Origin of the sequence: Streptomyces sp. NBC_01176, from assembly GCF_045039825.1 — a bacterium.
Taxonomy (GTDB): Bacteria; Actinomycetota; Actinomycetes; order Streptomycetales; family Streptomycetaceae; genus Streptomyces.
This window is the reverse complement of the sequence record NZ_CP108600.1, coordinates 1,057,092-1,082,828: the sequence shown is the minus strand read 5'-3', so window position 1 is coordinate 1,082,828 and position 25,737 is coordinate 1,057,092. Positions and strand designations below refer to the sequence as shown.

The window sequence follows — 25,737 nt, the reverse complement described above, 5'->3', positions numbered from 1 at the left end:
GCCACCTTTCCGCGGCCCCGCCGCCATGCGAACAGTCGCCGGATCATGGATTCCGGCAAGGCAGAATTTATCGCTAACCCGTCCATCACCATGTCGAGGTGGATCGGAGCCAGGGCGTCAGCGTCCATGTGGCCAGGATGCCAGGCGGGCTTCGAGCCGAGGCTTCCGGCCTCCGGCTCACACCGGTCAAGCCTCACCCAACGGGCGAGACACAACTTGGTGACCACGTAGAGCTACAGCACCATCAGGCCGGATCACCCGAGACGACGAATGGATCGGAACAGAACACCTGAGACAGGGACCAGGTCGACTGAGACGGGACACCCGCCGCTGATCGGAGGAACCATGGGCTGTTGTCCTGTGCCACCGAACTTTGAGCGTGTGGCATCGAAGTTTGAGTGGCGTGGATCATTGGAGATCAGGGGTGCCGTGCGAGGAAGACAAACTCCTTGCCTGGGCGGTCAGGCGCATCCCGGACGTCTTGCACCACGTAGCCGTGGGCGACCAGGTCCGTCTCGATCTCTTCACGCTCTCGGAAGCGCAGAGTCGAATCCGAGGTCAGCACCTGTCCGTCAGCTGCGAAGACGTAGGTCCACCGGAAGGTGACCAGGGGCAGGCTCACCTCGATCAGCTGGACCCAGCTCTCGACGGAGCCGACGCCCGCGATCTCCGTTACGCGGCAGGATTTCTCGCGGGTCCACTCTTCCCAAGCGCGTCTGGCCGGATCGCGGGTCTCGAAGACCAGGTGCCCGCCAGGTCGTAGTGCCTCGTAGGCTCCGCGCAGCGTCTTCTGCCAGGTGGCAGGATCAACAATGGCCTGGGCGACATTTGCTGTCATCGTCGCGAGGTCGACCCGCAGTGGCGGGAGGGCTGTCGCGTCGCCGCTGATCCAGCGCACTCGCCCACTGCCCGGTTTGCCCCTGGCTACGTCGATGGATGCCTGGGCGGGATCGATGCCGACGACGTCGATGCCGCGGTCCGCCAGGAGGAGAGCGAACACGCCTGTGCCGCAGCCGATATCCAGAACTTGGTGTGCCTTGAACTCTTCCGCCATGCGGAGGTAGGCATCGAGGTCGCTGCGGTCGGGGTCGAGGGGATCGTAGATCGCGGCGAGTCGTGGATGCCCGAAGCAGTCGTCAGCCATGCGGCCGAACGTATGCAGAGCCGGGCCCGAAGAGCTACTGAGTTTCCCAGGACTCGGCTGGCTGGGATTCTTGCCCTGGCCATCAGTACCCCGTGCCGATCAAACTTCGCTGACACAGGAGAGCTGTATGAGGCTGAGGTGCGGGACGGCCGGCCTGGCTTACGTGCGGCGGCACCGTTGTCTGCGGCAAGGCCGTTGGTGCCGGTTCTCGGTCCGATGTACCGACCCCCGCAATTCACTCACCGGGCTGAAGCAGCATCAAAAGCACCACAGAACGCGCAGTGGCGGAAAATGATCACCCAGCGGTATTCGCTGCGGTTTCTGGCGGTACCGCTGACGCATTTCCCTCGCCTCCATGGAGCCCGCCATGCGCACGTTCACACGCACTGTTGCAGTAGCCGCCACGATGACCGCCGCAGCCCCGCCGCGACCGGACCCCTTCCGGTCGCGGCGGGGCTGCGCCCCAGCCGCGCGGCGTGGCAGTCTCAGTGCAGTCCGAGCCGGGCGCTCTGACCTAAGCGGTCTGTCCCGCTGGCACCCAGCTGGCCGGCGGCGGCCACGGCTCCCTCCCGGATTCGTACGAAGACATCGAGTACTTCGCCGTCCCCCCCGGTGGTGCGGCCGATGTACTGCAGGCGTTCCTGGTCGGCGTATCCGCCGAGCAGCAGTGTGCGGGGCGCGGCCGGGGCGAACTGCCGGCCGGCTCATGACCCGTGTGACCCGTGGTGAACACGCGGGGTCCGGCGAGGGAGCTCGGCGATGCGGAAGACGTGCTCGCGGGGGACGGGCTCGCGCTGTGAGGTGTGGGTGGTGTGTGGCGGCACGGGTCAGGGCCGTTGCTCGCGGCAGTCCTCTTGGTTGCACTCAAGGGTGGTGAGGGTCTGGTCGGCCTGCTCGCTGGTCAGAGGCGGTTCGGGCAGTTCGTGGGCGCCCTGGGCGCGGAATCCGTCGAGCATCAGGTAGAGGTGGCGGCGCCAGGCCCGGGGGGCGACGGTGCGGGTGGCCTGGATGATCCCGGCCTGGGACCAGATCACGAAGGCGATGTCCTGCGGGGTGACGTCGTCGCGCAGGCCGCCCTGTTCCTGGGCGCTGCGCATGACCTGGGTGCAGATTTCCTTGGCGCGTTCGTGCATTTCGCGGCCGGCTGCGTGCAAGGGCAGCCGTGCGGAGACCAGGTCATTGAAGGCGCGGTCGCAGGCCTGCAGCTGGCAGAGTTTCTCCATGTAGCGGCAGAACCCTTCCCAGGCGTCGTCCATGACCGCGGCCTCTTCCGCGGTGGCGAGCAGTTCCGTGTACTTCGCGTCGAAGAGCGTCTCGACCAGGGCGAGGCGGGTGGGGAAGTGGCGGTAGAGCGTGCCGATCGCGACGCCGGCGTCGCGGGCGACGCCCTCCAGGGACGCTCCGAGGCCCTGCTCGGCGAAGGCGGTGCGGGCGGCGGCCACGATCGCGTCCCTGTTGCGCTGTGCGTCACGGCGCAGGGGTTTCGCCGGTGACTCGCTCAGGGACGGGGCGTGGTGGTGGCTCATGGCTCGACAGTAACATGAGGCACCCCTCCCGTTGGAGGGATTTCGTGTTCCCGATCGCAATTTCATGCCCGTGAAGTGCTGTGATGATGCTCACTGCAAACATGAGGCATCCCTCGGGTACGGTGGCGGAGTCAACGTGAGGCACCCCTCCGGATGACCTTGAAGCCAGCCGACTGACCCGGGATTTCCGGATCTCGGTTCACATGGAAGCGGCGCCCGCCGGATCGGCGAAGCCGCGGCAGTTCTGTAAGGGAAATGACCATGAGCAGCATGACGAAGCGCCTCTCGATCGCACTCGCCTCCACGGCACTGGCCGGCGGAGCGCTTCTCGGGACCGGTGGCTCAGCGTCGGCGGCCACGACTTCGGTACCCGTGCAGCACACGCAGCACGTGTCCGCCACCTCCGTGACCGGCAGCCAGCAGGTCGGCCGCTACGCGGACCACGAGGCCGAGGCGGCGTCGTGGCACGGTGTCAGTGTCGCTCGTTGGTACCAGGACCAGGTCGAGGAAGCGGCGTCGTCGCACAGTGTGATCACTCCTGCTCGTTGGTACCAGGACCAGGTCGAGGAAGCGGCGTCGTCGCACAGCGTGATCACTCCTGCTCGTTGGTACCAGGACCAGGTCGAGGAAGCGGCGTCGTCGCACAGTGTCATCACTCCCGCCCGCTGGTACCAGGACCAGGTCGAGTGGTCCCTGAACCACAGCTGACGCGGCCGGACCGCCCCACTCCGGAACGGCGGCAGCTGTCGGGACAGTCGACGGACGAGCCCTTGCTGCCCTGTCAGACGACGCTGTCTCCACTCATGCCAGGCCCGGTTGGCGCCGGGCTGAACACTCTGACCCTCAGATGACCAGGGAGACAGGACCCAGGTGCCGCCGTGACGTGGAGCGGCTGCGGCACGGTCCGTGCCGTTATGCGGTCGCGGGGATGAGGAGGACGTCGGCTGTGATGCGCTTGCCGACGGGGGTCTGCTCCACGGTGACGATGCGGGCGAAGGCCGCGACGATCTCCAGGCCGTGCTGCCCGACACGGGTCGGATCCGGGGCGTTGGCGGCCGGCGCCACGGGGTTGCTGTCCCAGAGCTCGACCCGCAGGACGGGCCCGGTGATGCGCAGCTGCAGCAGGGCCGGTCCGGGAGCGTACTTGCGGGCGTTGGTGACCAGTTCGCTGACGATCAGCTGAACGATCTCCACCGTGGCCGCCGCCACCGGGATGCCGTAACGGTCCTTCACGTTCGCGAGGAACGCGGCGGCAAGATGGCGGGCCTGGGCGATGCGGGACCCGTCGCTGTCCAAGGCGAGGGAGGTCTCCAGCACCGGGGCAGTGCCGGGCCGTCCAATGCCCGGGTCTCCGGTTGTTCCGTCCATTCGTGCCCGCTTCCGTCTCCCCGCCGGTCACCCCTACCGGCACCGCGTACGCCTGCCCTGCACGTTACCTGTGGCACAGCCGCCCACAGGCAGCACCCATAGAATGATGCGCTTCGGCCTTCCCTCCCAAAGGAGTTGGCCTGGACCGCAGTGGTTCGTTGAAGGGCGTACGTGGCAGGCAAGCAGGACACAGCCGAACAGCCCACCCCTCTACGCACGGTCGGGCGTGCGCAGGGCGAGCATGGCGACGTCGTCGTCGTTGTCGCCGGGCCGGGTCTGCTCCAGCAGCAGGTCGCAAAAGGCATCTAGGGGGCGGTGGGCAAGAGAGGCGGCGTGTCGACGCAGCCGTTCCAGTCCGTGATCGAGGGAGTGGTGTGGTGACTCGACCAGGCCGTCGGTGTAGAGCAGGACGGTGGTGCGGGGCGGCAGGACGGTGAAGACATCCGGGCGAGGCCGGATGATTCCGGTGCCGAGCAGAATGCCGTGGGCGTCGGTGAGGTAGCGGGCACGACCGTCGTGGCTGACCAGCAGCGGAGGGGGGTGGCCGGCGTTCGTCCAGCACAGTCGCCACAGCTCGTCGTCGCCGGGAGAGAGGGTGGCCAGGATCATGGTCGCCATGGGGACCTCGGCTACGTGTTTCACGGCGTTGTCGAGCTGGGTGACGACGGCGCTGGGCATGGCCTCGGGCTGTGACCAGGTGAAGGCGCGGAGCATATTGCGGACCTGCGCCATGCCGGCTGCGGCGTCGAGGTCGTGTCCGACGACGTCGCCGATGGCCAAGGCGTGGGATCTGTCGGTCAGGGCGAAGGCGTCGTACCAGTCACCGCCGACGGAGGAGGCGTGCGGAGCGGGTACGTAGCGTGCCGTCATCTCCACCCCGGGCACGGTGGGGAGCTGGGGCAGCAGGTGGCGCTGCATGGTTTCGGCGACCTTGCGCTGGCGCTGGTACAGACGCGCGTTGTCCAGCGCCAGGCCCGCCCGGCGGGTGATGTCCTCCAACAGCGGCAGATCGGCGCCGGTGAAGGCGCGTGGAAGTTTGGAGCGTCCCAGGGTCAGCGCTCCGAGCACGTCGCGCAGACCTCGGATGGGCGCGATGACAGCGGAGTGCATACCCGTCTCGACGAACAAGCGCCCCTGCTCGACAGCGATTCCCGAATCGGGCGGCCCCTGATAGGTGGCAGGGCCCGCAAGGGAGGACGCGGCGCCGCGCAGAGCCCGTGACAGGGGCATCGGGGACTCCTCCGGAACGGGGGGCATGGGCCCTTGCAGGTCCTCCCGCTCGACCAGGATTCCGTCCCTGTACTCCGTCACCAAGGCGCGTCGCACCTCGTCTTGTTCGGTGAGCAGATCGATCACCGCCCAGTCCGCAAGCCGGGGCACCGTCAGGGCCGCCAGCCGGCGCAGTGCCTCCTCCACATCCAAGGTGGACGTCAGCTGAGTGGTCGTCTCCGCCAGCAGCGCCAGGCGGTCCAGCTCCGTCAGCGGTGCTGGGACCTCAGTGCCGCCGCCCTCAGGTACGCCCCGTTTCGGTTCATACAAGAACACCAGCGCACCCGTCCTGTCCGATCCGCAGGAGTAGGGCGCGACGAGCCAGGACATCTGGACGAGCGTGCCGTCCCCGCGGGCGAACCACTCCGAGTCGCCGTGCTCGGTTGTCCCGGCGAGAATCGCGTTTCTCAGCTGAGAGCGCGTGCGGGGCGTGGCGTGCCCGTGACTGTCGCGATGCAGCAGCTCGTGAAAATCCTCCCCGCCGAGTTCCTCGAACCTGTGGCCCAGCCCACTCTTGGCCGCGTGGTTGGCCGAGACGATGAGTCCGCCGTTGTCGACGACAATGACAGCCGTCTGCATGTCCTCCAGCGTTGGGCCAAGCAGGGCGCCAGACCCCGTCTGGGGACCGGAAACGTGCGAATCTCCGGTGCCCGTGCCGGTTATGTCCATGACTCTCCTCGCCGGATGCAGATCTACCCGAAGGTACCCCCAACGCCGACAGCGACGGACAGGATCAGCCGCTTGGCATCCCAGGCCGCCCGAGACACGCCGCGCACGCACTGCCAGCAGAAAGACGACCGTAGCGCCCTTGGTATCGGAGCCCCATCCCAGCACGATGCATTGCCCCGGCAGCCTAGATCGGTGTGCGGGGTGACAGCGGCAAACTTGGCGGTACGGGCCCGGAGGCCTTCCGCTTTCTCTGGCTTCAAGAGCACTCGCGGCTAGCGTTCTGGCCGATGCGAGCGGCCGCGAATAGGGCATACACATACATCACGCGTCCTGCCCTCTGACGGCCTGCGGCACTGCACGGTCCGTCCGGAGGCCGAAAGTGAATTTTCCTCTCCTATGGGGTACACGGCGCGTATGAACGCCGAAACGCTGAACGTGCAAGCCGCTTCGTATGGCGGCGCGCTGTGGCTGATGCTGGCGGGTGTCGCCGTCGTCGTCGTCCTGGTCGCCGGATTTTTCCTCGGTACCCGACACTCCGCCCGGCGCCGCGTGTCAACGTCTCCGCCGCAGGCCGCACAAGCACGCCGCGACCTGGCGGACCCCGCACACCGCGGCGACGGGTGGAGCACCCCCGAGGATGACCCTGAACAAGGGCATCCTCACCGCTGACGAATGGCATCCGTGCTGTATCGCACGGCCCAGCCGTCCCGCCACCACGTGCTCGGCGCCGCGCCGTATCGGAGGTGGGGGAGTCGGGGGCCAGCATTCTGCTCTTTCGACGGCGTTCTTGATGCCGCGACGGATTTCGCATAGACCGTCGTCGATCGGCTCGGCGTACCCGGCGTGCAACTCGACGGCGAGGCGGCGCCGGAGGCACACTCGTCGTCTCCGGCAGACGCGCGCGGCCGGTCGGGGTGGTCGTGGGACCCGGGTGCGCCCCTCTCGCGAGCCTGCTGGTGCTCCGACACCCGGATCGGATCCAGGCTTCGTTCGTTGACGTCATGTTCGGGGCGGTCAGGGGAGTCGACGTCGGCGGTGACCCGCCGGCCCATCCTCGTCGACCTCGAACGCGGAGACGTACAATTCGGTTCCCTGGAATAGCGACATCTATGGAAGAACCCAGGCACCTGACGGGGCTGCGGCTGTCCGCAACAGCCCTTGGGGAAGCACCGAACACGCGCGAGATCACCTCAGTCCTGTGCGTCACCCTCCTCGAAATGCAGCGCCAGCGCGCGCAGGATGTCAGCAGTCGACACATCCGCTGCGCCGTCGTCATGCGCCTCAGCGAGAGTGACGAACGCCAGGGCGAATGCGGCTGCCATCTGCTCAATGGCCGGTGACCACTCGCGCTTGACGGCCATGGTCACGTCGCGGGTGGTCGCGTCGGGAGCGAACGCCAGCTTCGGCATCAGATCCGTCAGCAGCGAGGAGATCATCCCGGAGGCCGGTTCGTCGCCCTGCTCCTGGCCTTCGCGGACCAGTCGCCGTCTCTCGAGGGCTTCCGTCAGTACGGCAACGACTCCCTGCATTACTTCGCGGTGCTCCATGCGCGGCAGCCTACGACTCCACTGCGAAGCCACGATTCAGATGCGCGTGGGCTGTTCGTGTGCAGAGGTGAGCGCTTCGGCCCTCTCGCGCTGAACTTCCAGGACGACCGCTGCCTGGCGGCCACCGAGGCAGTGACACCGGGCAGCCTGCCCCGATCACGGATCCTGGGTCCAGAAGGCCTACCGGCTGACGTGCGGTCCGCCCAGAGACCGAGAAGCAGGCCTGCGTGCCGCGCCGCGCAGGCTGGGCGGGGACGCGGTGTTGCCAGCAGTTGTGCGGGCTGGTGACCATGGTCAGGCGGCGAGCGATATGGGCGCAACGATGGAATCGATGAAAGTCCTAGAAGCCCGCTATGCGTGCGGGTAAAGTCGCAGGTCATTCAGCCTGCTCCCCCCGCGCCCGCAGAGATGGTCCCCTCGGCTGCAACCTCGCCTGTCGACGGCGATGGGGCCGGTTCGTGCCGTGATCGCCATTGGGTCAGTTGCCGAGCCACGCGAGGGCGGCCACGGTCATGGCTCTGACGCCGGTGTCCAGGGTGGGCTGGATGACGGGGGTGAAGGTGGGGCTGTGGTTGACGGGGATGTCTTGGGCGACGGTGCCGTTCTTGGCGGCCTGGGCGTACAGGTCGGGATCGATGCCACCGATGCCCCAGTAGGTGAACGGCGCACCGAACGCTTCCGGGATGGCGCTCATGTCCTCGCTGGCGGTCTGCAGGTCGATGGTGTGGGCGTCGTCGCCGAAGTGGGCGGCGAAGGCCTCGGCGACGCGCCGGGTCGGCGCCTCGTAATTGACGGTGGGCGGGAAGGAAGCGGTCCGCTCGATCTCGGGCGCCTTCGGTGAACGGGACGCGTCGCACTCGGCTTTGACGATCCGCTCGATCGCCTGAAGGACCTGGTTGCGTGTGACGACGTCGTAGGTGCGGACGTTGAGCTGGATGACGGCGCTGTCGGGGATGACGTTGGCGCCGGCGCCGGTGTTGATGCTGGATACGGTGACGACGGCGGGGGTGGTGGCGGCCAGTTCGCGGGAGACGATGGTCTGGAGGCGTACGACAATCATCGCGGCCATCACCACGGGGTCGACCGCGGCCTGGGGCATGGAGCCGTGTCCCCCGCGGCCGTGGACGGTGATACGCAGATTGTCCGCGGCCGCCAGGAACGGCCCGGAGCGGGTGCCTACGTAGCCGGCCGGATAGGGCAGGACGTGCTGGGCGAGTACTACGTCGGGTCGGGGCGCCTTTGCTGTGAGGCCGTCGTCGATCATGGCGTCGGCGCCGTCGCCGTTCTCCTCCGAGGGCTGGAAGACGGCCACGAAGGTGCCCCGCCAGGCGCCCTTCGCCAGGGCCATGAGCCGTGCGCAGCCGATCAGGCAGGCCACGTGTACGTCGTGGCCACATGCGTGCATGACCGGTTGCTCGTTGCCGTCCGGGCCGGTGACGGTCACGGTGGATGCGTAGGGCAGGCCGGTCTGCTCGCGTACGGGAAGGGCGTCCATTTCTGCGCGCGCCATGACTGTCGGGCCGTCGCCGTCGCCGTTGGCCAGGACAGCGATCACTCCGGTACCACCGATGCCCTCGGTGACCTCGTAGCCGCAGGCCCGCAGAGCCTGGGACGCCTGCTTCGCCGTGCGGTGCTCCCGGAGGCCGAGTTCCGGGTGTCGGTGCAGATCCTTGTACAGGTCCTCGGTTTCGGAGCGGATACGGTCGAGGCCGGACAGCACGGTGCGGACGCGGTCGGTCATGGTGACTCCTCGGGCGGGCGGGGTTGCTCGCCCTCCCCGGTTCGGGAGGCGGGACCGGAACGTCGCCGCATCATGGAGGCCAGCTTGGAGTGGGGCTGCCAGTCCAGGCTGTTGGGCAGGTTCCAGCCGTAGTGCACGGCGGTGAGCCGAAAGGTCAGCGCCAGCGCGATGCCCAGGCCGATACCGAGCCGGGGAGCGCCGAGGTACGAGCAGACCACGGTGACTCCGGCTACCGAGACGGCGACGGTGGCGTAGAGGCCGTTGCGTCCGAAGACAGCGGGCACCCGGCCGAGGGTGATGTCGCGCAGGGCGCCTCCGCCGACGGCGGTGAGGGTGCCCAGCAGGACGGCGGGGAGCCAGCCCAGACCGACCTCCAACGTCTTGTTGGCACCGGTGACCGCCCAGAACCCGATCACCGCGGCGTCGAGCACGGTGAACAACCGGTTCCACGACTCCTCGCTGATCTTGATGAGGAACACCACCACAGAACCGGCGACAGCGGTCAGAAGGTAGGCGTAATCGGTCAGTGCGATCGGTGTTCCGTGCTGCAGCAGCACGTCCCTGATGAGGCCGCCGCCAAGGCCCGAGATGATGCCGACGATCACGAACCCGAACAGGTCCAGCCCGGTGGTACGGGCCACCGCGCCGCCGAGGAGAGCGCACGAAAAGACACCCGCGAGGTCGAGGTAACGAGTCACGACCGTCAGACCAGCCGGGATCAGAGAAGCGGACATCAGGGACGTAGCGGGCACGTGGCGAGTGTAGTCGTGGACGGCCTCAGAGGTGGCGGCCGCCACCTTCACGCTCTCCGACAGCCGGACCCACAGTGCTCCTGGAAGGCAGCAGGTCAAGGACGCTGCTCCCCGCACGCGCATGGGGGCCTGGCTCCGGGAGGTGCACCGGGTGGCGGGCTCGCCCAGCGCCGCGGAGCTGGAGTGGGCGATCGCCCGGAACCTGACGGTCGGCGCCCGGGTCGTCAGCAGGTCTGGCGTGCACCAACTTTTGCAGGGCGAGTTCGTCAGGCCCCGGACTGGGACGCCGTGACGGCGCTCCTCGACGTGTGTCCGCTGCGCGCCGCCCTCCGATCCGGTCAGCACTTCCCTGGTGGACCGGGAGCTGTGGCGGACTCGCCACCGGCAGCTCGTCACGCTCTGCGAAGCGGCCAAGGGCGACGGCCAGGACGACGTCACCGAGGACGAGCAGGACGCCCCCGAGCGGGCGCTCGTAACCAATGCGCGGCGCGTCAGGGAGACGTATGGACGTCCGACCTGCAGGTCCTCACCCCCGACAACGACCAGCCGCGTGATGAAAGCGGCGCCACCCACGCAGTCGCAGGCCGGCCCGAACCGCGAGCCGACTCTACGGAGCAGTCCGGTTGCAGTGACCGGGACGCGGCGGGCGTTCCGTGTGAGTGTCCCCGGGCCGCGTCAGCTGGGTCAGCAAGTGTCTGTACGCGACAGGGTCTCCGGCGAAGTCCGTCGCGGCCGCGAGGGCGGCCAGGTCGGCGTCCTGTCCCCGAAGCAGGTCGACGGAAGTCTGTGCGAAACGCTCGGGCAGGCCGTTGCGCTCTGCGACGGACAAGTGCAGGCGCAATTCGGCAACCGCCTGGGCTGCTTTGAGGCGGGCTACCGGGCCGGCCTGCAGCATGCTCCGCAATCCGGCGGCGGGGGCCGCGTCGTTCAGCAGTTGGTGAAGCTGGTCCGTGAGGTTCCGGCCGAAAGCCGCCGTCTTCCGTGCTTGCGGTCCAGCCTCCCGTAGTACCCAGAGTGCCGTGATCAGCTGCGAGTTGGAGCCGCTGTCGGTCCCGTGGGGGAGGACGTCGTGGCGTCCCGCTTCCTCTACGGCCGCGACAGCCCGTTCGTAGTCCTCGACGGCCGACGTCGCGGTTGCCGCGAGCTTGTTCGCACGGTGGATGAGCCGTTTCTGCACCCCGAGGATCCGGGGGAGGGCTCGGAGGTTCCCACCGAGCAGCCCGAGGGCCATGAGCGGTGTCCCGAGCAGCAGGAGGAAGTCCGCGGAGACGGGGTCGTGTTCGGTGGCGAGGTCCTCGAGATTCCCTCGCTGCGGCCCTTCGGTGAGCATGAACGCTGTCTCCCAGCCGTGGCCGCGGCTGTCGTACTGCGGTGCCTTGAGGAGGTCGGACCGGCCGGGATCGCAGTGGTAGGACGCTTCCCTCGTCCGCTTCTCATAGGGGTCGATCCAGCGAACCCTGCAGGACCCGTCGGGCTTCTCGTCGAGCACTGTCAAGTCGATCTGCCGCGCTTCGGGCAGGGCCGAATCAGCGGCGTACAGCCCCACCGCACACGCGAAGAGGACGAACCCCAGTGTCAACACCCAACGGAAGAAAGGCACATGTCTCATCCCGCTACCCCCCCAGTGAAGGCTTGCCAGTATCCCGTGGAATCGGCGGGGGCGCGAGAGGCTACGCCGGTAGCCCTCGGGCGTGGGGTGCTGCCGAATTCGGCAGGTAGCGCACTTCGGACCATCCTGCCGCCTCGGTCGGGACGTTGAAGTCGACGGTGCAGTGACCTCAAGGACGGCTGGTGAGGACTTACCGCGGCCGCGGCCGCGGCCGCGGCCACGGTTACGGCGACGGTCACGGCTACGGACAAGCCCTGTGGAGCGTGGCGAATGCAGTGGGGTGACGAACCCTGCGTGGCCTACCGGATCCTGGACCCAGGTAGGCCACGCAGCTGGACGAGTTCACGTGGACGAACCGCTCCACCCCGAAGCGACGTGCCGCGTCCAGGAGCCGTTGCGCCTCGACGAGGCCGTCGTCCAGGTCCGGGTCGAGGATGCCTCGGCGTAAGCCTGTTCTGCCCAGTTGTCCGGTAGCTGGTCCCCGTCGCCTTCGACGCCCAAGCTCTGGCCCGCGGCCGTGAAGGATCTCCTCCCTGCGCGGAGTCCTACTCGCCTACCAGGCCCTGCCCGTGCGCGAGTCCGCTGGCAGCCCCCTGCACCGGCCCCTTGGCGCCTGGACCTGCCGCGCGATGTGGTCAGTAACGGTCCAGGATCACCTGGGTCTTGAGGATGTCGCCGTGGTACAGCCAGCCGTGGCTTTCCGCGACGTTCACGGCGTCGGTGTGAAGCTTCGTGGCGTCGCTGTAGCTGTCTGTCTTGAACGACACCTCGACGATGTACTCGGTGCCCGAACCGCTCGCGCCGACGACCGGCAGCACCTCGATGCTCGCATCGTCCGAGGCCTCCCACGCACCGCCCCACGCCTGCGAGGTGACCGGGCCGTGCACCTGGGACGCCTGCAGCGTGGTCTTGCCCCAGTTCGAGGAGTTCCAGTCCTCCAGCTTGCCGGGGATGTCGCCGACGACCCAGCCCAGGCCGGTACTCACGCTCGGCATGGCTGTGCCGGAGTAGCCCGAGGCACTGTGCGACTTCTCGTTGCTGAAGCTCAGGGTCTGCTTGGAGTAGCCCCAGTCGACCTCCGCATCGTAGTTGGTGTCGTTGCTGCTGAAGCCGGCGGTGTTGGCGGTGCTCAGGGCCGCGTTGATGTCGCCGCCGGTGACCGGGAAGCGCTTCTTGTAGCTCTCCTCGAACGACGAGCCGCTCTTGTGACGGAGTCGCACGTCCCAGCCCTGGCCGTTCAGTCCCAGCGCGCTGGTGTCGAAGTACTCGTAGGAACGGGCCTTGGCGGAACCGCTGATGCCGAAGGCGGACTTCACGGCGGCGAGCGGGTTGTGCGAGGAGTCCAGCGCCGCGGTCGTGAGGTTGATCTTCACTTCGTACGTGGGAACCGCATTGGAGGCGGCCTGCGCGGGGGTCGTAGTGGCGAACAGCGACGCGGAGGCGGCCAGGGCGATCGCGGCGGCGGTGGGGTGGAGCCGCGCGATGCGGGAAGTGATCGTCATAGGGAGGAGGATTGCCAGCGAGAGTGATCTCCGCCCGACCGGCGGATGCGTTCCGGGTGAACGGCTAAGTGCGCGCCGACCGTTTCGTGGATCACCTGTGAAATATCCCAGTTGCGGGTTTGGAACGGCCAAGTTCTCTATTGGAGCGTCGACTTGGAGCGGGCGGTTGCAGGCCGAGCGTTGGTCACGTCCTGCCACTGTTGTCACGAACGATCCTTCTGGACTGCAGCGGCCCCCAGGGTCAAGGTCTCGATGCCATATGGAGGCAGTGACTGCACGGAGGCAGTGACTGTGCTGGGCGCTAGACCGGGGCGCCGCGGGGGCCGGAGGAGGTACGCAGGAACCCCCGCTGTGGACGGGGGTTCCTGAACGGTGGGTGGGCGAATTCGCTACCTATGGTGCTTGTCCCAGGCGCGGGCCGCTTCCTGCATTGGTGTTGCCCAGTCGTCCGCGCTTTCGTCGACGATGGAGTCCCACAGGCGACGTTGACGTGAGCGAGGGCCCGGAGGCCTTCGGCCGACGTGCGGCGCCATGCCGAGTGCGCGGCGGCCGCCTGCTCCTCCTGGTCCGCAGGCTCGTCCACGTATGGGCGGAACCGACGGGTCATCGATTTCGGTTCGAGGGTCGGCGTGTGCTACGACGGCGCCCTGTTCTGCGAGACCGGGGTCAGCGGAACGTTCGACCTCGCTGACTGATCCCTGGCGAGGAAGATCATCCGCCAGCAGGTCAGATCCCGCGGGCATGGCATCTGCGTAGAGACGAACCGCGTCTTCGAGGTTCTCTGCTTCGACGTCTGCGATCATTGCTCGGATGCTGCTGCCCACGGAGATCTTGATTGCTCAGTTGGCGGTGAAGGCGGGGTAGTCGGTGTAGCCCTCGCTGTGACCGGCGTAGTAGGTGCCCCGGTCGCCGTCGGCCAGCGGGTGGCCCTGCGCGAAGCGCTCGACCAGATCGGGGTTGGCGATGAAGGGCTCGGCGAAGGAGACCGCGTTGACGATCCCGTGGTCGAGGATCTCGTTGCCGAGGGCCTGGGTGAAGCCGAGGTTGGCGACGATGTTGCCCTGGTAGTGGGCGCGGTAGCGGGAGAAGAGGTCGATGCGCTCCTCGATGGTGCCGGGGGTGCCCAGGAGGTGCAGATAGGCCAGGTTGCTGTCGTTGAGCTTCTTGAACAGCTGGTCGTAGTCGGCGAGTGTCTCCTCGTCCGCGGTGAACGTGGTTCCGTTGGCCCAGCCCGGCGACATCTTCACGCTGATGCGGTCGCTGCCCCACACGTCACTGACGGCGTCGAGGATGTCGAGGAGGAACCGGGCCCGCTTCTCGCTGCTGCCTCCATAGGCGTCGGTGCGCTGGTTGAGACGTGGGTTGAGGAACTGCGGGATCAAGTGGGACTGCTGGGCGTGGATTTCCACGCCGTCGAAGCCGGCGCGGCGGGCGTTCTCGGCCGCAAGGCGGTAGTCGGCGATGGTGGCGGCGATCTCAGCGGCGGTGTAGGCGCGCGGGGTCACGGTGTCCTTCGGGCCGGAGGGGGTGAAGGACTTCTCACCGGGGTTGATGGCCGAGGGTCCGGCGGGCAGGCGGCCGCCGAGGTGGTCGGGGTGGGAGGCCGCGCCGAGGTGGCCGAACTGGGAGACGATCCGCCCGCCGGCCTCGTGGACGGCTTCGGTGACCTTCACCCAGCCGGCGGTCTGCGTGTCGGTGTAGATGCCGGGCGCGTGGATGAAGCCGATCGCGTCGCGGTTGACCCAGGTTCCCTCGGTGACGATCAGGCCGGCGCCGGCGCGCTGCGCGTAGTAGGTCGCGTGCAGGTCGGTGGGGGCCAGCTCGGCGTTCTGAGCGCGGGCGCGGGTCATGGGGGCCATGACGACGCTGTTGGGGAGCTCCAGTGCGCCGAGGCGGACGGGCTGGAGCAGGGGCTGGGTGGTGGTCATGAGCAACTTCCTTGTGCTGAGGGGGATGAGGAGGAGAGCGAGGAGCGGGCGAGGGCCCGGCTCAGTCCTGTTTGAGGGCGTGGAGGGCGGAGAGTGGGCCGCCGAGCTGCATGAGGCGTCCGCCCTCGCGCAAGGAGCCGAGGTCGACGGGGGCGAAGCCGAAGGCGCCGGTGAGGTTCTTGACGGTGGTCTTGGCGTCGGCGTCGTCACCGGCGAGGAACAGCACCTGGCGCCCGGCCGGGTGGCGCGGGTCGGCGGCGATGTACTGGCCGTAGAGGGTGTTGAACGCCTTCACGACGCGGGCTCCGGGCAGCAGTGAGGCGACGTGTTCGCTGCCGGTCAGCTCGCCCAGGTCGACGATCTTCATGGGCGGCGGCGGTGAGGCGAACTGGTTGGTGGCGTCGATGACGACGCGCCCGTCGAAGGGCGGCAGGCCGGCCACCGCGTCCCGGATCTGGGGCCAGCCGACCGCGAGCACGACGAGTTCCGCCGCGGCGGCTTCCTCCGGGGTGCCGGCGTGGGCGAGCGGTCCGAGTTCGTCGGCGAGGCCGGCCAGGGAGGCGGGGCCGCGGCTGTTGCTCAGTACGACCTGGTGGCCGTGGGCCACGGCGTGGCGGGCGATGGCCTGGGCGACGGTTCCGGCGCCGAGGGTTCCGATCTTCATGGCGGTGCCCTTCGTGGGGTTCAGGGTGCGGGGCTGGTGAGCAGGACGGTTCCGCTCTTGCCGGGGCGGCGGACGTGGTCGATGGCCTTCGCGAAGTCGGCGAGGTCGTAGCCGGCGGCGACCTCGAAGAGTTCCGGGGCGGTAGCGGCCAGGCGGGCGGCGAAGGCGACGTCCTCGGCCCGTTCCTCAGGCGTGCGGGCGGCCAGCCACTGGAGGATGGACGTGCCCCGCACGGTCAGGGCCCGCGGGGTCAGCGCGAGCGACTCCAGCGGCGTGCTGCCGGAACCGAGCCCTCCGTACGCGATCAGCGTGCCGCCGTCGGCGAGCAGCCCGGCCAGTTCACCGGTCAGGGATCCGCCCACCGCGTCCAGGACGACCTGGGCACCCCGGCCGCCGGTCGCGTCCTGGACCTGAGTGCGCCAGTCCGCGTCGGCCGTCGAGATGGTCGGCAGTCCGGGGAACCGCCGCCGCAAGGTCTGCGCCCCCGTGGCGCTGCGTACCAGGTTGACCAGCGGGATGCCGTGCTTGAGTGCTGCGGCGCTGACCAGCTTTCCCACCGATGAACCGGCGGCCGTCTGCACCACCGGACCGGCCTGGCCCTGCTGGGCGTCCTCGACCGCCCGTAGCAAGGAGAGCAGGGTCAGCGGGTTGACCAGCATCAAAGCCGCGGTCTCGTCGCTGAGGTCCTCGGGCACCGGCACCACAAGATCGGCCGGCGCCGTGACGAGTTCGCTCCACGCGCCCGGCACCGGGAAGAACGCCACCCGCTGACCGGGCCGCAGATCCTGCACACCCTCGCCGACGGTCTCGATGACGCCCATTCCCTCCACGCCGGGAATCCGTGGCGTGGCGAACCGCTGCCGCGGTCCGCCCGGAAGGCCCTCCACTCCCGCCAGGTCGCCGGGGTGGATCGGCCGGGACAGCACCCGCACCTGCACCTGCCCGGCCGCGGGCGCAGCAGGGGCCGGCTGCTCGCTCAGGCGTAGTACCTGCCCGGCTTCTCCGTGCTGGTCGTAGGCGATGGCGCGCATGACGCTCCCTTCCACGAATTATTGATGATGGGCATCATTGGAACTCCTGCTATGATGAGAGGCATCATTAAAAGTGTCAAATCGAGAGCGATGCGAGAGGACGGCCATGCCGCGGATCACCAAGCAGGACAAGGCCCGCAACCGGCAGAACATCCTCGAAGCGGCGAGCCGCATGTTTCGCTCGCAGGGCATCGACGCGGTCGGCATCGCCGAGTTGATGAAGGAAGCCGGACTCACCCATGGCGGCTTCTACAACCACTTCGCCTCCAAGAACGACCTGGTCGTGGAGGTGTGCGGCGCCGCCTACGCCGCCTCGCTCGGGGGCCTGGCCCGGACGATCGAGGACGGTCCGGGCCAGGCCGGCTCTCCGCTGGAGCGGGTCGTTGCCGGGTATCTGTCCACCGCGCACCGTGACGCCCCGGACGGCGGCTGTCCCTCCGCCTCCCTGGTCACCGACGCCGGACGGCACAGCGAAGCCGTGCAGAGCGCGTACGCCGAAGGCGTCGAGGGTTACCTCACCGGCTTCGCCGCCGAGTTCCTGCGCGAAGCCGAGGAGAAGGGCCACGCGCTCGACCCGGCCGAGGCCCGCCACCGGGCCATTCGCCTGCTCAGCGAAATGGTCGGCGCGCTGATGCTTGCCCGCGCCGTATGCCACGTCGAGCCCGAGCTCTCCGACGAGATCCTGCAGACCGGCCGCAGCCACGCCCTCGACTGATGCGGCTCAGGGCCGCTGCGGGACGTGGAGCTGAGGCGTTCGCGACAGACGGCCCGGCCCCGCAGGCGCGGGAACGGGCACGCTCCCTGCGAGGCTGATCGGCCTGACCTGGTTGAGGGCTCTGCTCCTCCGCGCCGTGTTCGTCGAGCTCGATCGCGGCCGGGTCACGCGGCGGGCGTGGGCCCTCGCACGGCACGGAGACGTTGAAGCTGTAGCGGCCCCGGACGACGAGGATTCTTGCCAACGGCTGCAACGATGTTCCCCACGGCCTAGCTGGGTCCCTGAGCGCGGTTCACAACTGGTCTCCGTGAGCGGGCTGACGGCCGAGACCATCCGCTTCTACGAGCAGGCCGGACCGCTGCCCGACCCGCCGCGCACGCCCTCCGGCTGCCGCGACTGCCCGGCGCAGACCAGCAGCCGTCGGCCTTCGTCCGCCAGGCCCCGTCGGCCGGCCCCACCCTCGCCGGGATCCGCTCGATCCTCGCCCTGCGCGACTCCGGCGAGGTGCCGTGCGCCCACGTCACGGACGTGATCCAGCGGCATCTGACGGGTATCGAGGCGCGCATGGCAGCTTGCTGTTGCCCCGTGACACTCCGCGACCGCTCCCCAAGATCTGTGCCCGAACCGAGAAATGACGTCAGACCCCATCTTCCGGGCGAAGCGCTTTGCGTACGGCGAGACGGAGCAGTCGTTGCAGCACGGCGGTGCCGTCGGCGGGGCCACCTGCTGGGACATCGGCGTGGTAGTCGGCCTGGAACACGACGTTGCGGCAGAGCAGGAAGGCGTGCACGAAGACGCCGGGCTCTCGGTCGTCGCTCCCCGACCAGATGGACTCGTGGTCCCAGTCGCAGGGAGTGGCCGCGGGATCGGGCTGGGCCGGGGCGACCGGCCTCGTCATCCCGACGAATATGCGCCGCGCGATCTGCGCGCCACTCCTGTCAGGGGTCGGCGTCTCCGTGTCGGTGGCCAGTGCCAGTGTCGAGGTGCTGGCCTCGGTGTGCCAACTGCACCACACGCCATCACCCCTGGGCCAGGGCTCGTACAGCCCGCCCATCCGTTGCGCCTCACGGTCGCGCACCGGATCCCCGTGGAGGGCCGAGGTGACCGTGTGTCTGTCGAGGAGAGCGCAGGCCGGCGGAGGAGCGGCATAGGGACCGGCCTGTCGGTTGATCCGGCTGATGGACTGCGTGACGTAGGCGCTGCCGAAGAACAGCACGATTCCCGTCAGGAGGAGGGCGGGCCAGCGACCCAGCAGCCAGAGCGCCCGCGGCCACAGGCGGAGACGGACCCTACCGTCCCGCGTCGGCGGCGCTTGGCTGATCAGGTGCTCCTGCAGCCGTGCGTGGCGGAACAGGAACACCCCACCGGTCTGGCGCAGTACACCGCGCGCGTGGGCGTCCTCCAGGAAGGCCATGGTCCGCCAGGGCAGCCGGCCGGTGGCCGCCAGGACGACGCGCGCCGCGGCGTGGCGCCCCCAGGCCGTGTTGGTGATCCCGTGCAGGACGGTGATGGCGAGGGTGCCCGCGACCACGGTGGCCCACGTCCCCGCGCCCGTCACCCCCGCCCCCGCGTGGTCGCTCCAGGTGTTGACGCACAAGACGGGCAGCAGCACCACCGCTTCCAGGCACCACCGGCGCGGCCCCGTGACCGAGAAATTGACCGCCAGGGTCAGCGCCGACACCCGGTCGGCCCGCAGCAGCGAACGAGGGGTGACTGACGCCACGTCGGTGGCCATGCTCGGTGCGGCGCGGACGACGAAGAGCACGCCCAACGCGACGGCCGCGGGAATCGGGAAGCCAGAGGGATAGGGATGGTCCTTGGTGGGGATGTTCGTCCCCCAGGCGAACCCGATCCCGGCGGCGCTTCCTGCGGCGCGCCAGAGAATCGTGGGCGTGCGCTGGCGCAGTTGCAGACGCGCGGGCACCGGCACGGTGGCGTAGACGTCGGCGACGGCGACGAGCAGGGGAAGCACGCCGATCAGTGCCAGCGCGCCCCAGGGCGGCAGCGTCATGCCCCACCAGCGGATCGTGCCGTGCGGCGGCAGGGCCGCGGTGAGGGCCACGGCAGCGGCGTAGACCAGGATGACGGCCACCGCCGTAGCGGCCTTCGCCTGCCCGGGATACCAGCGCCACCAAGCGAGTTCGCCACCGGGCGCACCGTGCCGGGCGGCGTCCCGGGCCAGTCGGCTGAGATGGCGTTCGGCGACCTCCGCGCGCCATCGCCGCGGTTTTCCCACGTCGGGCGGCGCCGTGTAGGCCGCCGGCACGAGCCGTGCGATGAGGTGCTGCTCGATCCGCGCTCCGGTGGAGAACACGGCTGTGTCCAGGAGTTCGGCCGGGTCGGCGGATGTCTCGCCATAGACGACCAGGGCCAGCCCGAGCATCAGCGGCGACGACAGTGCGTCGCGCAGCCGCCGGGCGTGCGGATCGTCGCCGTCGCGCATGCGGGCGAGGACGGGCTGCCACAGCGGGCTGCCGTCCGTCCGGGTCCGCCGGGTACTGGTTCTCAGGTGCTCGCTCAGCTCCCGCACGGTCAGTGGCTGGAGCGTCACGGCCGCCGCGCCGCTGAGCACATCCGCCTGGCGCACCACGTCCCGGTACTGCTCGGTGCGGCTGGTGAGGATCAGGTGAGTGTCCTCGTCCAGACTGTCGTTGAGAGTCCGCAGGGCCAAGGCCCGTCGATCGGCGGGCATTTCGTCGAAGCCGTCGAGAATCAGCAGGAGCCGCTCGGGTGCGGCCACCTCCTCGGCCAGTACGGTGCCGAAGCCGGTCGGCGCCGCCAGTTCGGGGTGTTCGGTGGCGAGCCGCTGCGCGGCCCACCGCCACAGACCCGTCTCGCCCGGGTTCCAGGAAGCGAGGGGGAGGATCACGGGGACCCGGCCGTCCGCCCGTCGTCCCTCCAGCAGCCGCAGCCCGAGCCGGAGCGCCGCCACACTCTTGCCCGCCCCTGGTTCGCCCAGGATCACCAGCCGTCCGGAGGGCACCCGGCCGTAGATCCGGTCGATCTCCGTGACATCACCGTCGAGGGACAGGGGCTGGTCGCTCCGTTCCCCGGCACGGATGTTGGACCAATGGTCGAACAGGTCGCGCCCGGACGCCCGGCACAGTACGGGCAGCAGGCGCGGTCCTTGGACGCGGCGCGCGATCGCCTCGTCGCGCCACTGCCTGGTCTGCTCCCGAGCCAGTCCGGCCAGCACGCCGTTCACCGTGGCACGCAGCACGTTCTCGTGGCGGCCGCGGGCCAGTTGCCGACACTGCCAGGTCACCCAACCCACCGTGTAAGCCGTCATCAGCAGCGCGAGCCCGGCGACGACCAGCCACGGCGCCATTCGACCGGTGGAGGCGCTGAGTCCGGCCTCCAGCAGGAAGCCGCCCAGAGCCACCAGGACCGCCGTGACGACACAGCGCCGGACGATCGACCAGCGGGACAGGGGCGTCAGCTGGAACGGGATGCCGTAGAGGTGGACACGGCCGATGGAGCCGGCCTGGATGACAGTCTCCGCGTCCCCGTGGAAGGTGTTGCGCACGTCGTGGAACCTGCTCCCCCCGGCTCTCCCCACGTCTCGCGCACCTCCGCCGTCTCCCGGCCAAGCACGATAGCCCGCGTCACGCACGTGGTCCAAGTACGCTGGAGAGGAACGGAGTTCGGGGAACCGGCGACAGACTGCGGAACCGGAGGAGGCCGTGTGGAGGCTGAACTGACCGCCTTGGCCGTGTCCGGGGCGACGACCCTGGTGCAGCTGATGGCGGGTGAGGCATGGGCTGCGGTCAAGAGCCGGGCGAGCGCGCTGTTCGGGCGCGGGCGGTCCCGCGAGGAGCAGGCGGCCGACACCGAGCTGGAGCAGGCCCGCACCGCGGTCGTCGCCGCCGCACACAGCGGTGACCGGGCCGCCCTCGCCGGGATCGAGTCCCAATGGCAGGCGCGGTTGCTGCTCCTGCTCCGCGAGGACCCGGCGGCGGAAGGCGAGCTGCGTGCCCTGATCTCGGCGGCCGGGCACGCTCCGGAACGGGGCTCCACCGTGCACAACACCATCAGCGGCGGCGACATCCGCGGTCCTGTCATCCAGACCGGTACCATCGAGGGCGACCTCCACTTCGGCTGACGCGTCCGCCGCCGCTGTCCTCGCCGATGAGACGCGCCCCGGCCCTCAGAACGGCTCCCCACGCCCGCTACGACTCCCGCATCGTCATGCGGGCGCGGGCGCGGGCTCCGTGGTCCCGCCGGATCGCCGCGCACAGCTCGACCTTCGACATCTGCGGCATGGCCAGGGACCTTCACCGGGAACACCCCGATGCTGTCCTGGCGAGCCCCCACCGCTTTCAACACGGCTCGTGAACAAGGGAGCGAGGTCGGGCGATCATGCACGCGAGGGGCAGGCCCTGCCGAACTCACCCCTGTGGGCCGCGAGTTCCCGTGAGTACCTGTCCGTTCCGGCATGAGAGTGGCACGGCCCGGAGACTGTTGCCGTCATCCGAGGGTGCGGGGATCACGATCCCGAAGCATCCAGAAGGTCAGGACCGCCAGCGTGCATATCAGCACCAAGTTGAGAGTGTCCACGATCATGGCGACGGCGTGTGGCGCGTGAAGCAGGCGCGGCACCTTGGCGCCCATCAGCTCCACTCCCATGAGCAGGGGGAGCCAGGTCGCGAAGAAGCGCCTGCTCCGATCGGGACCTGCTCCCTTTTGGACCCTGGTCCGCTCCCACCGCCAGCCGCCGAGGCTCACGAGGACCAGCGCGCACCCCAGCGCTAATACGGACCCATCCATAAAGCCGAGCATCACATCTCCTCTTGATCGGAGCGGATTCTCCTCTCGCGGGCGATCGCAGGCAATGGTCCAACTCGGACCGCTGGCGGACGCGCAAGGATCTCCCGAACGGTCACACGCTGAGGGTGTTCTCCCGCAGCATCGAGCCCTGCCGAGGGCAGACAGCGACGAGCCGGTCTCTACCGCGATAGGCGGCCGCGGCCCCGTCGCCACGGAAACCCTGGCCGCAGCAGCGGCCGGGCCCCGGGGCAGGCGCCAGGGACGGTAGCGCGGCTCAGCCGTCGTGGTGCCCGTAGGCCGCCAGGATCCGCTGCTCGCTCTCACCGCGGTGGCAGACGTGCCAGTGCATGTGCTTCGACTCCTGGTACAGGCCCTCGTTCGTGGTGACCGAGGCCGAGTCATTGCCGGCGTCCGTCGGGACGAAGAGATCACACAGACAATGGATCATCCCGTCCCGCTCTCCGGGTACCGTCAGGGTATGAGTCATCCGCACCCCGACCTCAAAGCCGCCCCGCCCCTTGCCGCAGGAGGGCTGCGGGTCGTCGCCCTGGGCGGTCTGGGGGAGATCGGCCGCAACATGACGGTCTTCGAACACGCCGGCAAACTGCTCATCGTCGACTGCGGCGTGCTGTTCCCCGAGGAGACCCAGCCCGGCGTGGACGTGATCCTGCCGGACTTCACCTCGATCCGGGACCGGCTGGACGACATCGTGGCCGTGGTCCTCACCCACGGCCACGAGGACCACATCGGCGGCGTGCCGTACCTGCTGCGCGAGCGGTCCGACATTCCCGTCGTCGGCTCCAAGCTGACGCTGGCGTTCCTGGAGGCCAAGCTCAAGGAACACGGCATCCGGCCGCGCACGGTGCGGGTGCGGGAGGGCGACCGGCGCGGCTTCGGGCCCTTCGACTGCGAGTTCGTGGCGGTCAACCACTCCATCCCGGACGGTCTCGCGGTCGCGATCCGCACGGGCGCCGGGACGGTGCTGCACACCGGCGACTTCAAGATGGACCAGTTCCCTCTCGACGATCGCATCACCGATCTGCGCGCCTTCGCCCGTCTGGGCGAGGAGGGCGTGGACCTGTTCCTCACCGACTCCACCAACGCCGAAGTGCCCGGCTTCACCACCTCCGAGCGTGAGCTGAATCCAGCGATCGAGCAGGTGATGCGCACCGCGCCGCGCCGGGTCATCGTCTCCAGTTTCGCCAGCCATGTGCACCGCATCCAGCAGGTCCTGGACGCCGCCCACCAGCACGGCCGCAAGGTCGCCTTCGTCGGCCGGTCGATGGTCCGCAACATGGGCATCGCGCGTGACCTGGGCTATCTGAAGGTCCCGTCCGGACTGGTCGTGAGCACGAAGGAGCTGGAGAAGCTCCCGGACCACAAGATCACTCTGGTGTGCACCGGCTCCCAGGGCGAACCGATGGCCGCGCTGTCACGGATGGCCAACCGCGACCACGTGATCCGCATCGGCAAGGGCGACACCGTCCTGCTCGCCAGCTCCCTCATCCCCGGCAACGAGAACGCCATCTACCGGGTGATCAACGGACTCACCCGGTGGGGCGCCCACGTGGTCCACAAGGGCAACGCCAAGGTGCACGTCTCCGGGCACGCCAGCGCCGGTGAGCTCGTCTACTGCTACAACATCGTCAAACCCCGCAACGTCATGCCTGTGCACGGCGAATGGCGCCACCTGCGGGCCAACGGCGACCTGGCCATCCGTACCGGCGTCGATCCCGACCGGGTCGTCATCGCCGAGGACGGCGTCGTCGTCGACCTCGTCGACGGGCGCGCGTCCATCACCGGCAAAGTCCCCGCCGGCAACGTCTACGTGGACGGCATGGAAGTCGGCGGCGCCACCGAAGCGTCCCTCAAGGACCGCCTCACCCTCGCCGCCGAAGGCGTGGTCACGGTGGTGGCGATCGTCGACGCGGACACCGGCGCCCTCGCCGAGGCCCCCGACTTCCTGGCACGCGGTTTCGTCCACGACGACACCACGTTCGAGCCGGTCATCCCCGTCATCGAGAAGACCCTGGCCACCGCGGCCGAGGAGGGTGTCGGGGACGCGCACCAACTCGAACAACTCCTCGCCCGCGCCGTGGCGAACTGGGCGTTCCGCACCCACCGTCGCAAGCCCCTCATCATCCCCGTCATCATCGACGCCTGAGCCGCCGCCCGGCCGCACGGTCCCCGGTTCCGCTCGCGACCCGGCGTGCATCGAGGCCGGGCCCGGGAGTCAGCAGCCACCGACGGTGCCGCTCTGTGCGTAGGTGCGCGGGAGTACCTCCCGGTTACGGCTGGTGACCTCCGTGTCGTGGCGTCGGAGGTCGCCGTGTTCGCGGCGTCGGGGTACACCGGAAGCAACCGCATCGGCATCTCGCGCGGGGTTCTGCCACCGGGCGGCACGGAAGGTGACTTGCATGGCAGACCGTGGTCGGGCCGGCGTTGCGAGTGATACCGAGGTGGCGATGATGGATGCCTTGTTCACCCGGTCACCGGTCGGCCTGGCGGTGCTGGACGCCGAGCTGCGGTGGTGCGGGTCAGCACGCCACGCCCGCCGTGCGGGGCACACGGGAAGCAGACGTCGTCGGGCGCGGCTTTCCCGGCTCGCATGGCGTCGTTGAGGCGGAGGCGGGGTCGTCGCCGAGCCGCCACAGTTGTTTTCCCCAGCCGCGCGCCGAGCCTAAAGGGATGATCGGCCAGGTCGGGATCATGGTCGTGCGCCAGATCCCGGACCAGCTCCGCGGGGCTCTCGATCTCGGCGTGGGCCATGCGGAGCCACGGGGGGTCGGGCGGTGATCCACCGGTCGGGGAGTCAGCCGCAGGGTTCGCGTCGGCTCCGGGGCGTCAGCAGCCCTGGGACGCGCGGTGCACGGAGATCTCACCCGACCGGATCGGACTCCCGCAGGCCCGGCAGCGGACCTCGGCGACGAACACCTCGCCGCAGACGTCGTGGATGAAGTCCACCGGAGGTACGTCGTCCGCGCCGTGGGCGTCGCCCCAGCGTTTGAGCACCAGGACGACCTGTCCGAGGTCGCGACCCTTCTGAGTCAGCTCGTACCCGGCCAGCCGGCCCTTCTCCGGCGAGCGGGGTCGCAGGATCCCGGACGCGGTGAGCTTTCGAAGCCGGGAGGACAGGACATCTCTCGGTGCCCCCACCGCCCGCAGGATGTCCGTGTAACGCGACGCGCCGAAGGCCACGGCGCGCACGATGTGCAGGGACCACCGGTCGCTGACCGCGTCGAGCGCGACTGCCAGGGAATCCCGCTTCGGTTTGTTTTCCAAACCAGGATGTGTATGCTGTGATCGGTTTGACATTCAAACCATAATAGTCGGAGAGGTCGTCGAATCACCGCCGGCCGGTCCGGGAGCCCCGCCTCGTGCCACGCAGGACCGGTTCGTCGGGGCCGTGATCGCCGCCATGCCCGCGCACGACACGTCCCCGCGATCGACAGGTCCGGCGCTGTGCGGGCTCGTCTGCCTGAACGGGCCCATGCAGAACTCCCAT

22 protein-coding genes and 1 pseudogene are annotated in these 25,737 nt (G+C 69.1%); 6 read left to right on the top strand and 17 right to left on the bottom strand.

Features of this window, described 5'->3' with window-relative positions:
* Positions 1-418: 418 nt before the first annotated feature.
* Together OG199_RS04360 and OG199_RS04355 are read right to left on the bottom strand one after the other, a co-directional pair.
* Positions 419-1,144 carry a class I SAM-dependent methyltransferase gene (locus OG199_RS04360; protein ID WP_405828082.1) on the bottom strand — a complete coding sequence of 242 codons (726 nt, stop codon included), beginning with the start codon at positions 1,142-1,144 and terminating at the stop codon, positions 419-421.
* Positions 1,145-1,971: 827 nt separating this feature from the next.
* Complete coding sequence (locus OG199_RS04355) at positions 1,972-2,670, bottom strand: TetR/AcrR family transcriptional regulator (RefSeq protein ID WP_401808496.1); 699 nt, start codon at positions 2,668-2,670, stop codon at positions 1,972-1,974.
* Positions 2,671-2,931: 261 nt separating this feature from the next.
* Between OG199_RS04355 and OG199_RS04350 the strand changes: the two genes are divergently transcribed.
* Positions 2,932-3,378 (top strand): hypothetical protein, encoded by a 447-nt coding sequence (locus tag OG199_RS04350; RefSeq protein WP_405828080.1) that lies wholly within the window; start codon positions 2,932-2,934, stop codon positions 3,376-3,378.
* Between the two features lie 204 nt (positions 3,379-3,582).
* On the opposite strand, the gene OG199_RS04345 is transcribed toward OG199_RS04350, so the two are convergent.
* A complete protein-coding gene (locus OG199_RS04345; RefSeq protein WP_405828078.1) occupies positions 3,583-3,987 on the bottom strand; it encodes an ATP-binding protein in 405 nt (134 codons plus the stop codon).
* Between the two features lie 261 nt (positions 3,988-4,248).
* A complete protein-coding gene (locus OG199_RS04340) occupies positions 4,249-5,976 on the bottom strand; it encodes a SpoIIE family protein phosphatase (protein WP_405828076.1) in 1,728 nt (575 codons plus the stop codon).
* Positions 5,977-6,390: 414 nt separating this feature from the next.
* Here OG199_RS04340 and OG199_RS04335 point away from each other — a divergent pair, with 414 nt between their 5' ends.
* Positions 6,391-6,645 carry a DUF6479 family protein gene (locus tag OG199_RS04335; protein ID WP_356803015.1) on the top strand — a complete coding sequence of 85 codons (255 nt, stop codon included), beginning with the start codon at positions 6,391-6,393 and terminating at the stop codon, positions 6,643-6,645.
* 521 nt (positions 6,646-7,166) lie between these two features.
* Here the strand turns inward: OG199_RS04335 and OG199_RS04330 are convergent.
* The 8 genes from OG199_RS04330 to OG199_RS04295 all read right to left on the bottom strand — a co-directional run bounded on the left by OG199_RS04330 (position 7,167) and on the right by OG199_RS04295 (position 16,750).
* On the bottom strand, positions 7,167-7,523 hold the full coding sequence (locus OG199_RS04330) for a hypothetical protein (RefSeq protein ID WP_356803013.1): 357 nt from the start codon (positions 7,521-7,523) through the stop codon (positions 7,167-7,169).
* 478 nt (positions 7,524-8,001) lie between these two features.
* Entirely contained in the window at positions 8,002-9,264 is a 1,263-nt protein-coding gene (locus OG199_RS04325) for a M20 family metallopeptidase (protein ID WP_405828073.1), read from the bottom strand.
* Positions 9,261-10,016: a trimeric intracellular cation channel family protein gene (locus tag OG199_RS04320; RefSeq protein WP_405828071.1), complete on the bottom strand. Its 756-nt coding sequence runs from the start codon at positions 10,014-10,016 to the stop codon at positions 9,261-9,263. Before OG199_RS04320 ends, OG199_RS04325 begins: the two co-directional genes overlap by 4 nt.
* A 607-nt stretch (positions 10,017-10,623) precedes the next feature.
* Positions 10,624-11,625 carry a hypothetical protein gene (locus tag OG199_RS04315; RefSeq protein ID WP_405828069.1) on the bottom strand — a complete coding sequence of 334 codons (1,002 nt, stop codon included), beginning with the start codon at positions 11,623-11,625 and terminating at the stop codon, positions 10,624-10,626.
* Between the two features lie 635 nt (positions 11,626-12,260).
* Entirely contained in the window at positions 12,261-13,127 is an 867-nt protein-coding gene (locus OG199_RS04310; RefSeq protein ID WP_405828067.1) for a hypothetical protein, read from the bottom strand.
* An 839-nt stretch (positions 13,128-13,966) separates the two neighbouring features.
* On the bottom strand, positions 13,967-15,055 hold the full coding sequence (locus tag OG199_RS04305) for an alkene reductase (protein WP_356803001.1): 1,089 nt from the start codon (positions 15,053-15,055) through the stop codon (positions 13,967-13,969).
* 61 nt (positions 15,056-15,116) lie between these two features.
* On the bottom strand, positions 15,117-15,719 hold the full coding sequence (locus OG199_RS04300) for an NADPH-dependent F420 reductase (protein WP_405828065.1): 603 nt from the start codon (positions 15,717-15,719) through the stop codon (positions 15,117-15,119).
* A 20-nt stretch (positions 15,720-15,739) separates the two neighbouring features.
* Complete coding sequence (locus tag OG199_RS04295; protein ID WP_405828063.1) at positions 15,740-16,750, bottom strand: alcohol dehydrogenase catalytic domain-containing protein; 1,011 nt, start codon at positions 16,748-16,750, stop codon at positions 15,740-15,742.
* Between the two features lie 106 nt (positions 16,751-16,856).
* Between OG199_RS04295 and OG199_RS04290 the strand changes: the two genes are divergently transcribed.
* A complete protein-coding gene (locus OG199_RS04290) occupies positions 16,857-17,465 on the top strand; it encodes a TetR/AcrR family transcriptional regulator (RefSeq protein ID WP_405828061.1) in 609 nt (202 codons plus the stop codon).
* 339 nt (positions 17,466-17,804) lie between these two features.
* On the opposite strand, the gene OG199_RS04285 is transcribed toward OG199_RS04290, so the two are convergent.
* Positions 17,805-18,008, bottom strand: a complete 204-nt coding sequence (locus tag OG199_RS04285; RefSeq protein ID WP_405828059.1) for a hypothetical protein — start codon at positions 18,006-18,008, stop codon at positions 17,805-17,807.
* Between OG199_RS04285 and OG199_RS04280 the strand changes: the two genes are divergently transcribed.
* Positions 17,934-18,569 carry a hypothetical protein gene (locus OG199_RS04280; RefSeq protein WP_405834420.1) on the top strand — a complete coding sequence of 212 codons (636 nt, stop codon included), beginning with the start codon at positions 17,934-17,936 and terminating at the stop codon, positions 18,567-18,569. The two genes, OG199_RS04285 and OG199_RS04280, sit on opposite strands and share 75 nt — an antisense overlap.
* A 1,435-nt stretch (positions 18,570-20,004) precedes the next feature.
* On the opposite strand, the pseudogene OG199_RS04275 reads toward OG199_RS04280, so the two are convergent.
* Positions 20,005-20,754 (bottom strand): annotated as a pseudogene (locus OG199_RS04275) (NACHT domain-containing protein); the annotation flags it as partial.
* A gap of 396 nt (positions 20,755-21,150) precedes the next feature.
* Between OG199_RS04275 and OG199_RS04270 the strand changes: the two are divergent.
* Positions 21,151-21,567 carry a hypothetical protein gene (locus OG199_RS04270; RefSeq protein WP_405828057.1) on the top strand — a complete coding sequence of 139 codons (417 nt, stop codon included), beginning with the start codon at positions 21,151-21,153 and terminating at the stop codon, positions 21,565-21,567.
* A gap of 365 nt (positions 21,568-21,932) precedes the next feature.
* Here OG199_RS04270 and OG199_RS04265 read toward each other — a convergent pair whose 3' ends face one another.
* A complete protein-coding gene (locus tag OG199_RS04265; protein ID WP_405828055.1) occupies positions 21,933-22,244 on the bottom strand; it encodes a hypothetical protein in 312 nt (103 codons plus the stop codon).
* A gap of 262 nt (positions 22,245-22,506) precedes the next feature.
* Complete coding sequence (locus OG199_RS04260) at positions 22,507-22,680, bottom strand: hypothetical protein (RefSeq protein ID WP_405828053.1); 174 nt, start codon at positions 22,678-22,680, stop codon at positions 22,507-22,509.
* A 30-nt stretch (positions 22,681-22,710) separates the two neighbouring features.
* Between OG199_RS04260 and OG199_RS04255 the strand changes: the two genes are divergently transcribed.
* Positions 22,711-24,396: a ribonuclease J gene (locus OG199_RS04255; protein WP_356798706.1), complete on the top strand. Its 1,686-nt coding sequence runs from the start codon at positions 22,711-22,713 to the stop codon at positions 24,394-24,396.
* Between the two features lie 680 nt (positions 24,397-25,076).
* Here OG199_RS04255 and OG199_RS04250 read toward each other — a convergent pair.
* Positions 25,077-25,514, bottom strand: coding sequence for a winged helix-turn-helix transcriptional regulator (locus OG199_RS04250; RefSeq protein ID WP_405828050.1), 438 nt, complete (start codon positions 25,512-25,514; stop codon positions 25,077-25,079).
* Positions 25,515-25,737 lie beyond the last annotated feature (223 nt).

Bases quoted from the DNA above. Each gene is read 5' to 3' on its own strand.
- OG199_RS04360 (WP_405828082.1), bottom strand. From the start codon at position 1,144: ATGGCTGACGACTGCTTCGGGCATCCACGACTCGCCGCGATCTACGAT.
- OG199_RS04355 (WP_401808496.1), bottom strand. From the start codon at position 2,670: ATGAGCCACCACCACGCCCCGTCCCTGAGCGAGTCACCGGCGAAACCC.
- OG199_RS04350 (WP_405828080.1), top strand. From the start codon at position 2,932: ATGAGCAGCATGACGAAGCGCCTCTCGATCGCACTCGCCTCCACGGCA.
- OG199_RS04340 (WP_405828076.1), bottom strand. From the start codon at position 5,976: ATGGACATAACCGGCACGGGCACCGGAGATTCGCACGTTTCCGGTCCC.
- OG199_RS04335 (WP_356803015.1), top strand. From the start codon at position 6,391: ATGAACGCCGAAACGCTGAACGTGCAAGCCGCTTCGTATGGCGGCGCG.
- OG199_RS04330 (WP_356803013.1), bottom strand. From the start codon at position 7,523: ATGGAGCACCGCGAAGTAATGCAGGGAGTCGTTGCCGTACTGACGGAA.
- OG199_RS04325 (WP_405828073.1), bottom strand. From the start codon at position 9,264: ATGACCGACCGCGTCCGCACCGTGCTGTCCGGCCTCGACCGTATCCGC.
- OG199_RS04315 (WP_405828069.1), bottom strand. From the start codon at position 11,625: ATGAGACATGTGCCTTTCTTCCGTTGGGTGTTGACACTGGGGTTCGTC.
- OG199_RS04310 (WP_405828067.1), bottom strand. From the start codon at position 13,127: ATGACGATCACTTCCCGCATCGCGCGGCTCCACCCCACCGCCGCCGCG.
- OG199_RS04305 (WP_356803001.1), bottom strand. From the start codon at position 15,055: ATGACCACCACCCAGCCCCTGCTCCAGCCCGTCCGCCTCGGCGCACTG.
- OG199_RS04300 (WP_405828065.1), bottom strand. From the start codon at position 15,719: ATGAAGATCGGAACCCTCGGCGCCGGAACCGTCGCCCAGGCCATCGCC.
- OG199_RS04295 (WP_405828063.1), bottom strand. From the start codon at position 16,750: ATGCGCGCCATCGCCTACGACCAGCACGGAGAAGCCGGGCAGGTACTA.
- OG199_RS04290 (WP_405828061.1), top strand. From the start codon at position 16,857: ATGCCGCGGATCACCAAGCAGGACAAGGCCCGCAACCGGCAGAACATC.
- OG199_RS04285 (WP_405828059.1), bottom strand. From the start codon at position 18,008: ATGCCGCTGGATCACGTCCGTGACGTGGGCGCACGGCACCTCGCCGGA.
- OG199_RS04265 (WP_405828055.1), bottom strand. From the start codon at position 22,244: ATGCTCGGCTTTATGGATGGGTCCGTATTAGCGCTGGGGTGCGCGCTG.
- OG199_RS04260 (WP_405828053.1), bottom strand. From the start codon at position 22,680: ATGATCCATTGTCTGTGTGATCTCTTCGTCCCGACGGACGCCGGCAAT.
- OG199_RS04255 (WP_356798706.1), top strand. From the start codon at position 22,711: ATGAGTCATCCGCACCCCGACCTCAAAGCCGCCCCGCCCCTTGCCGCA.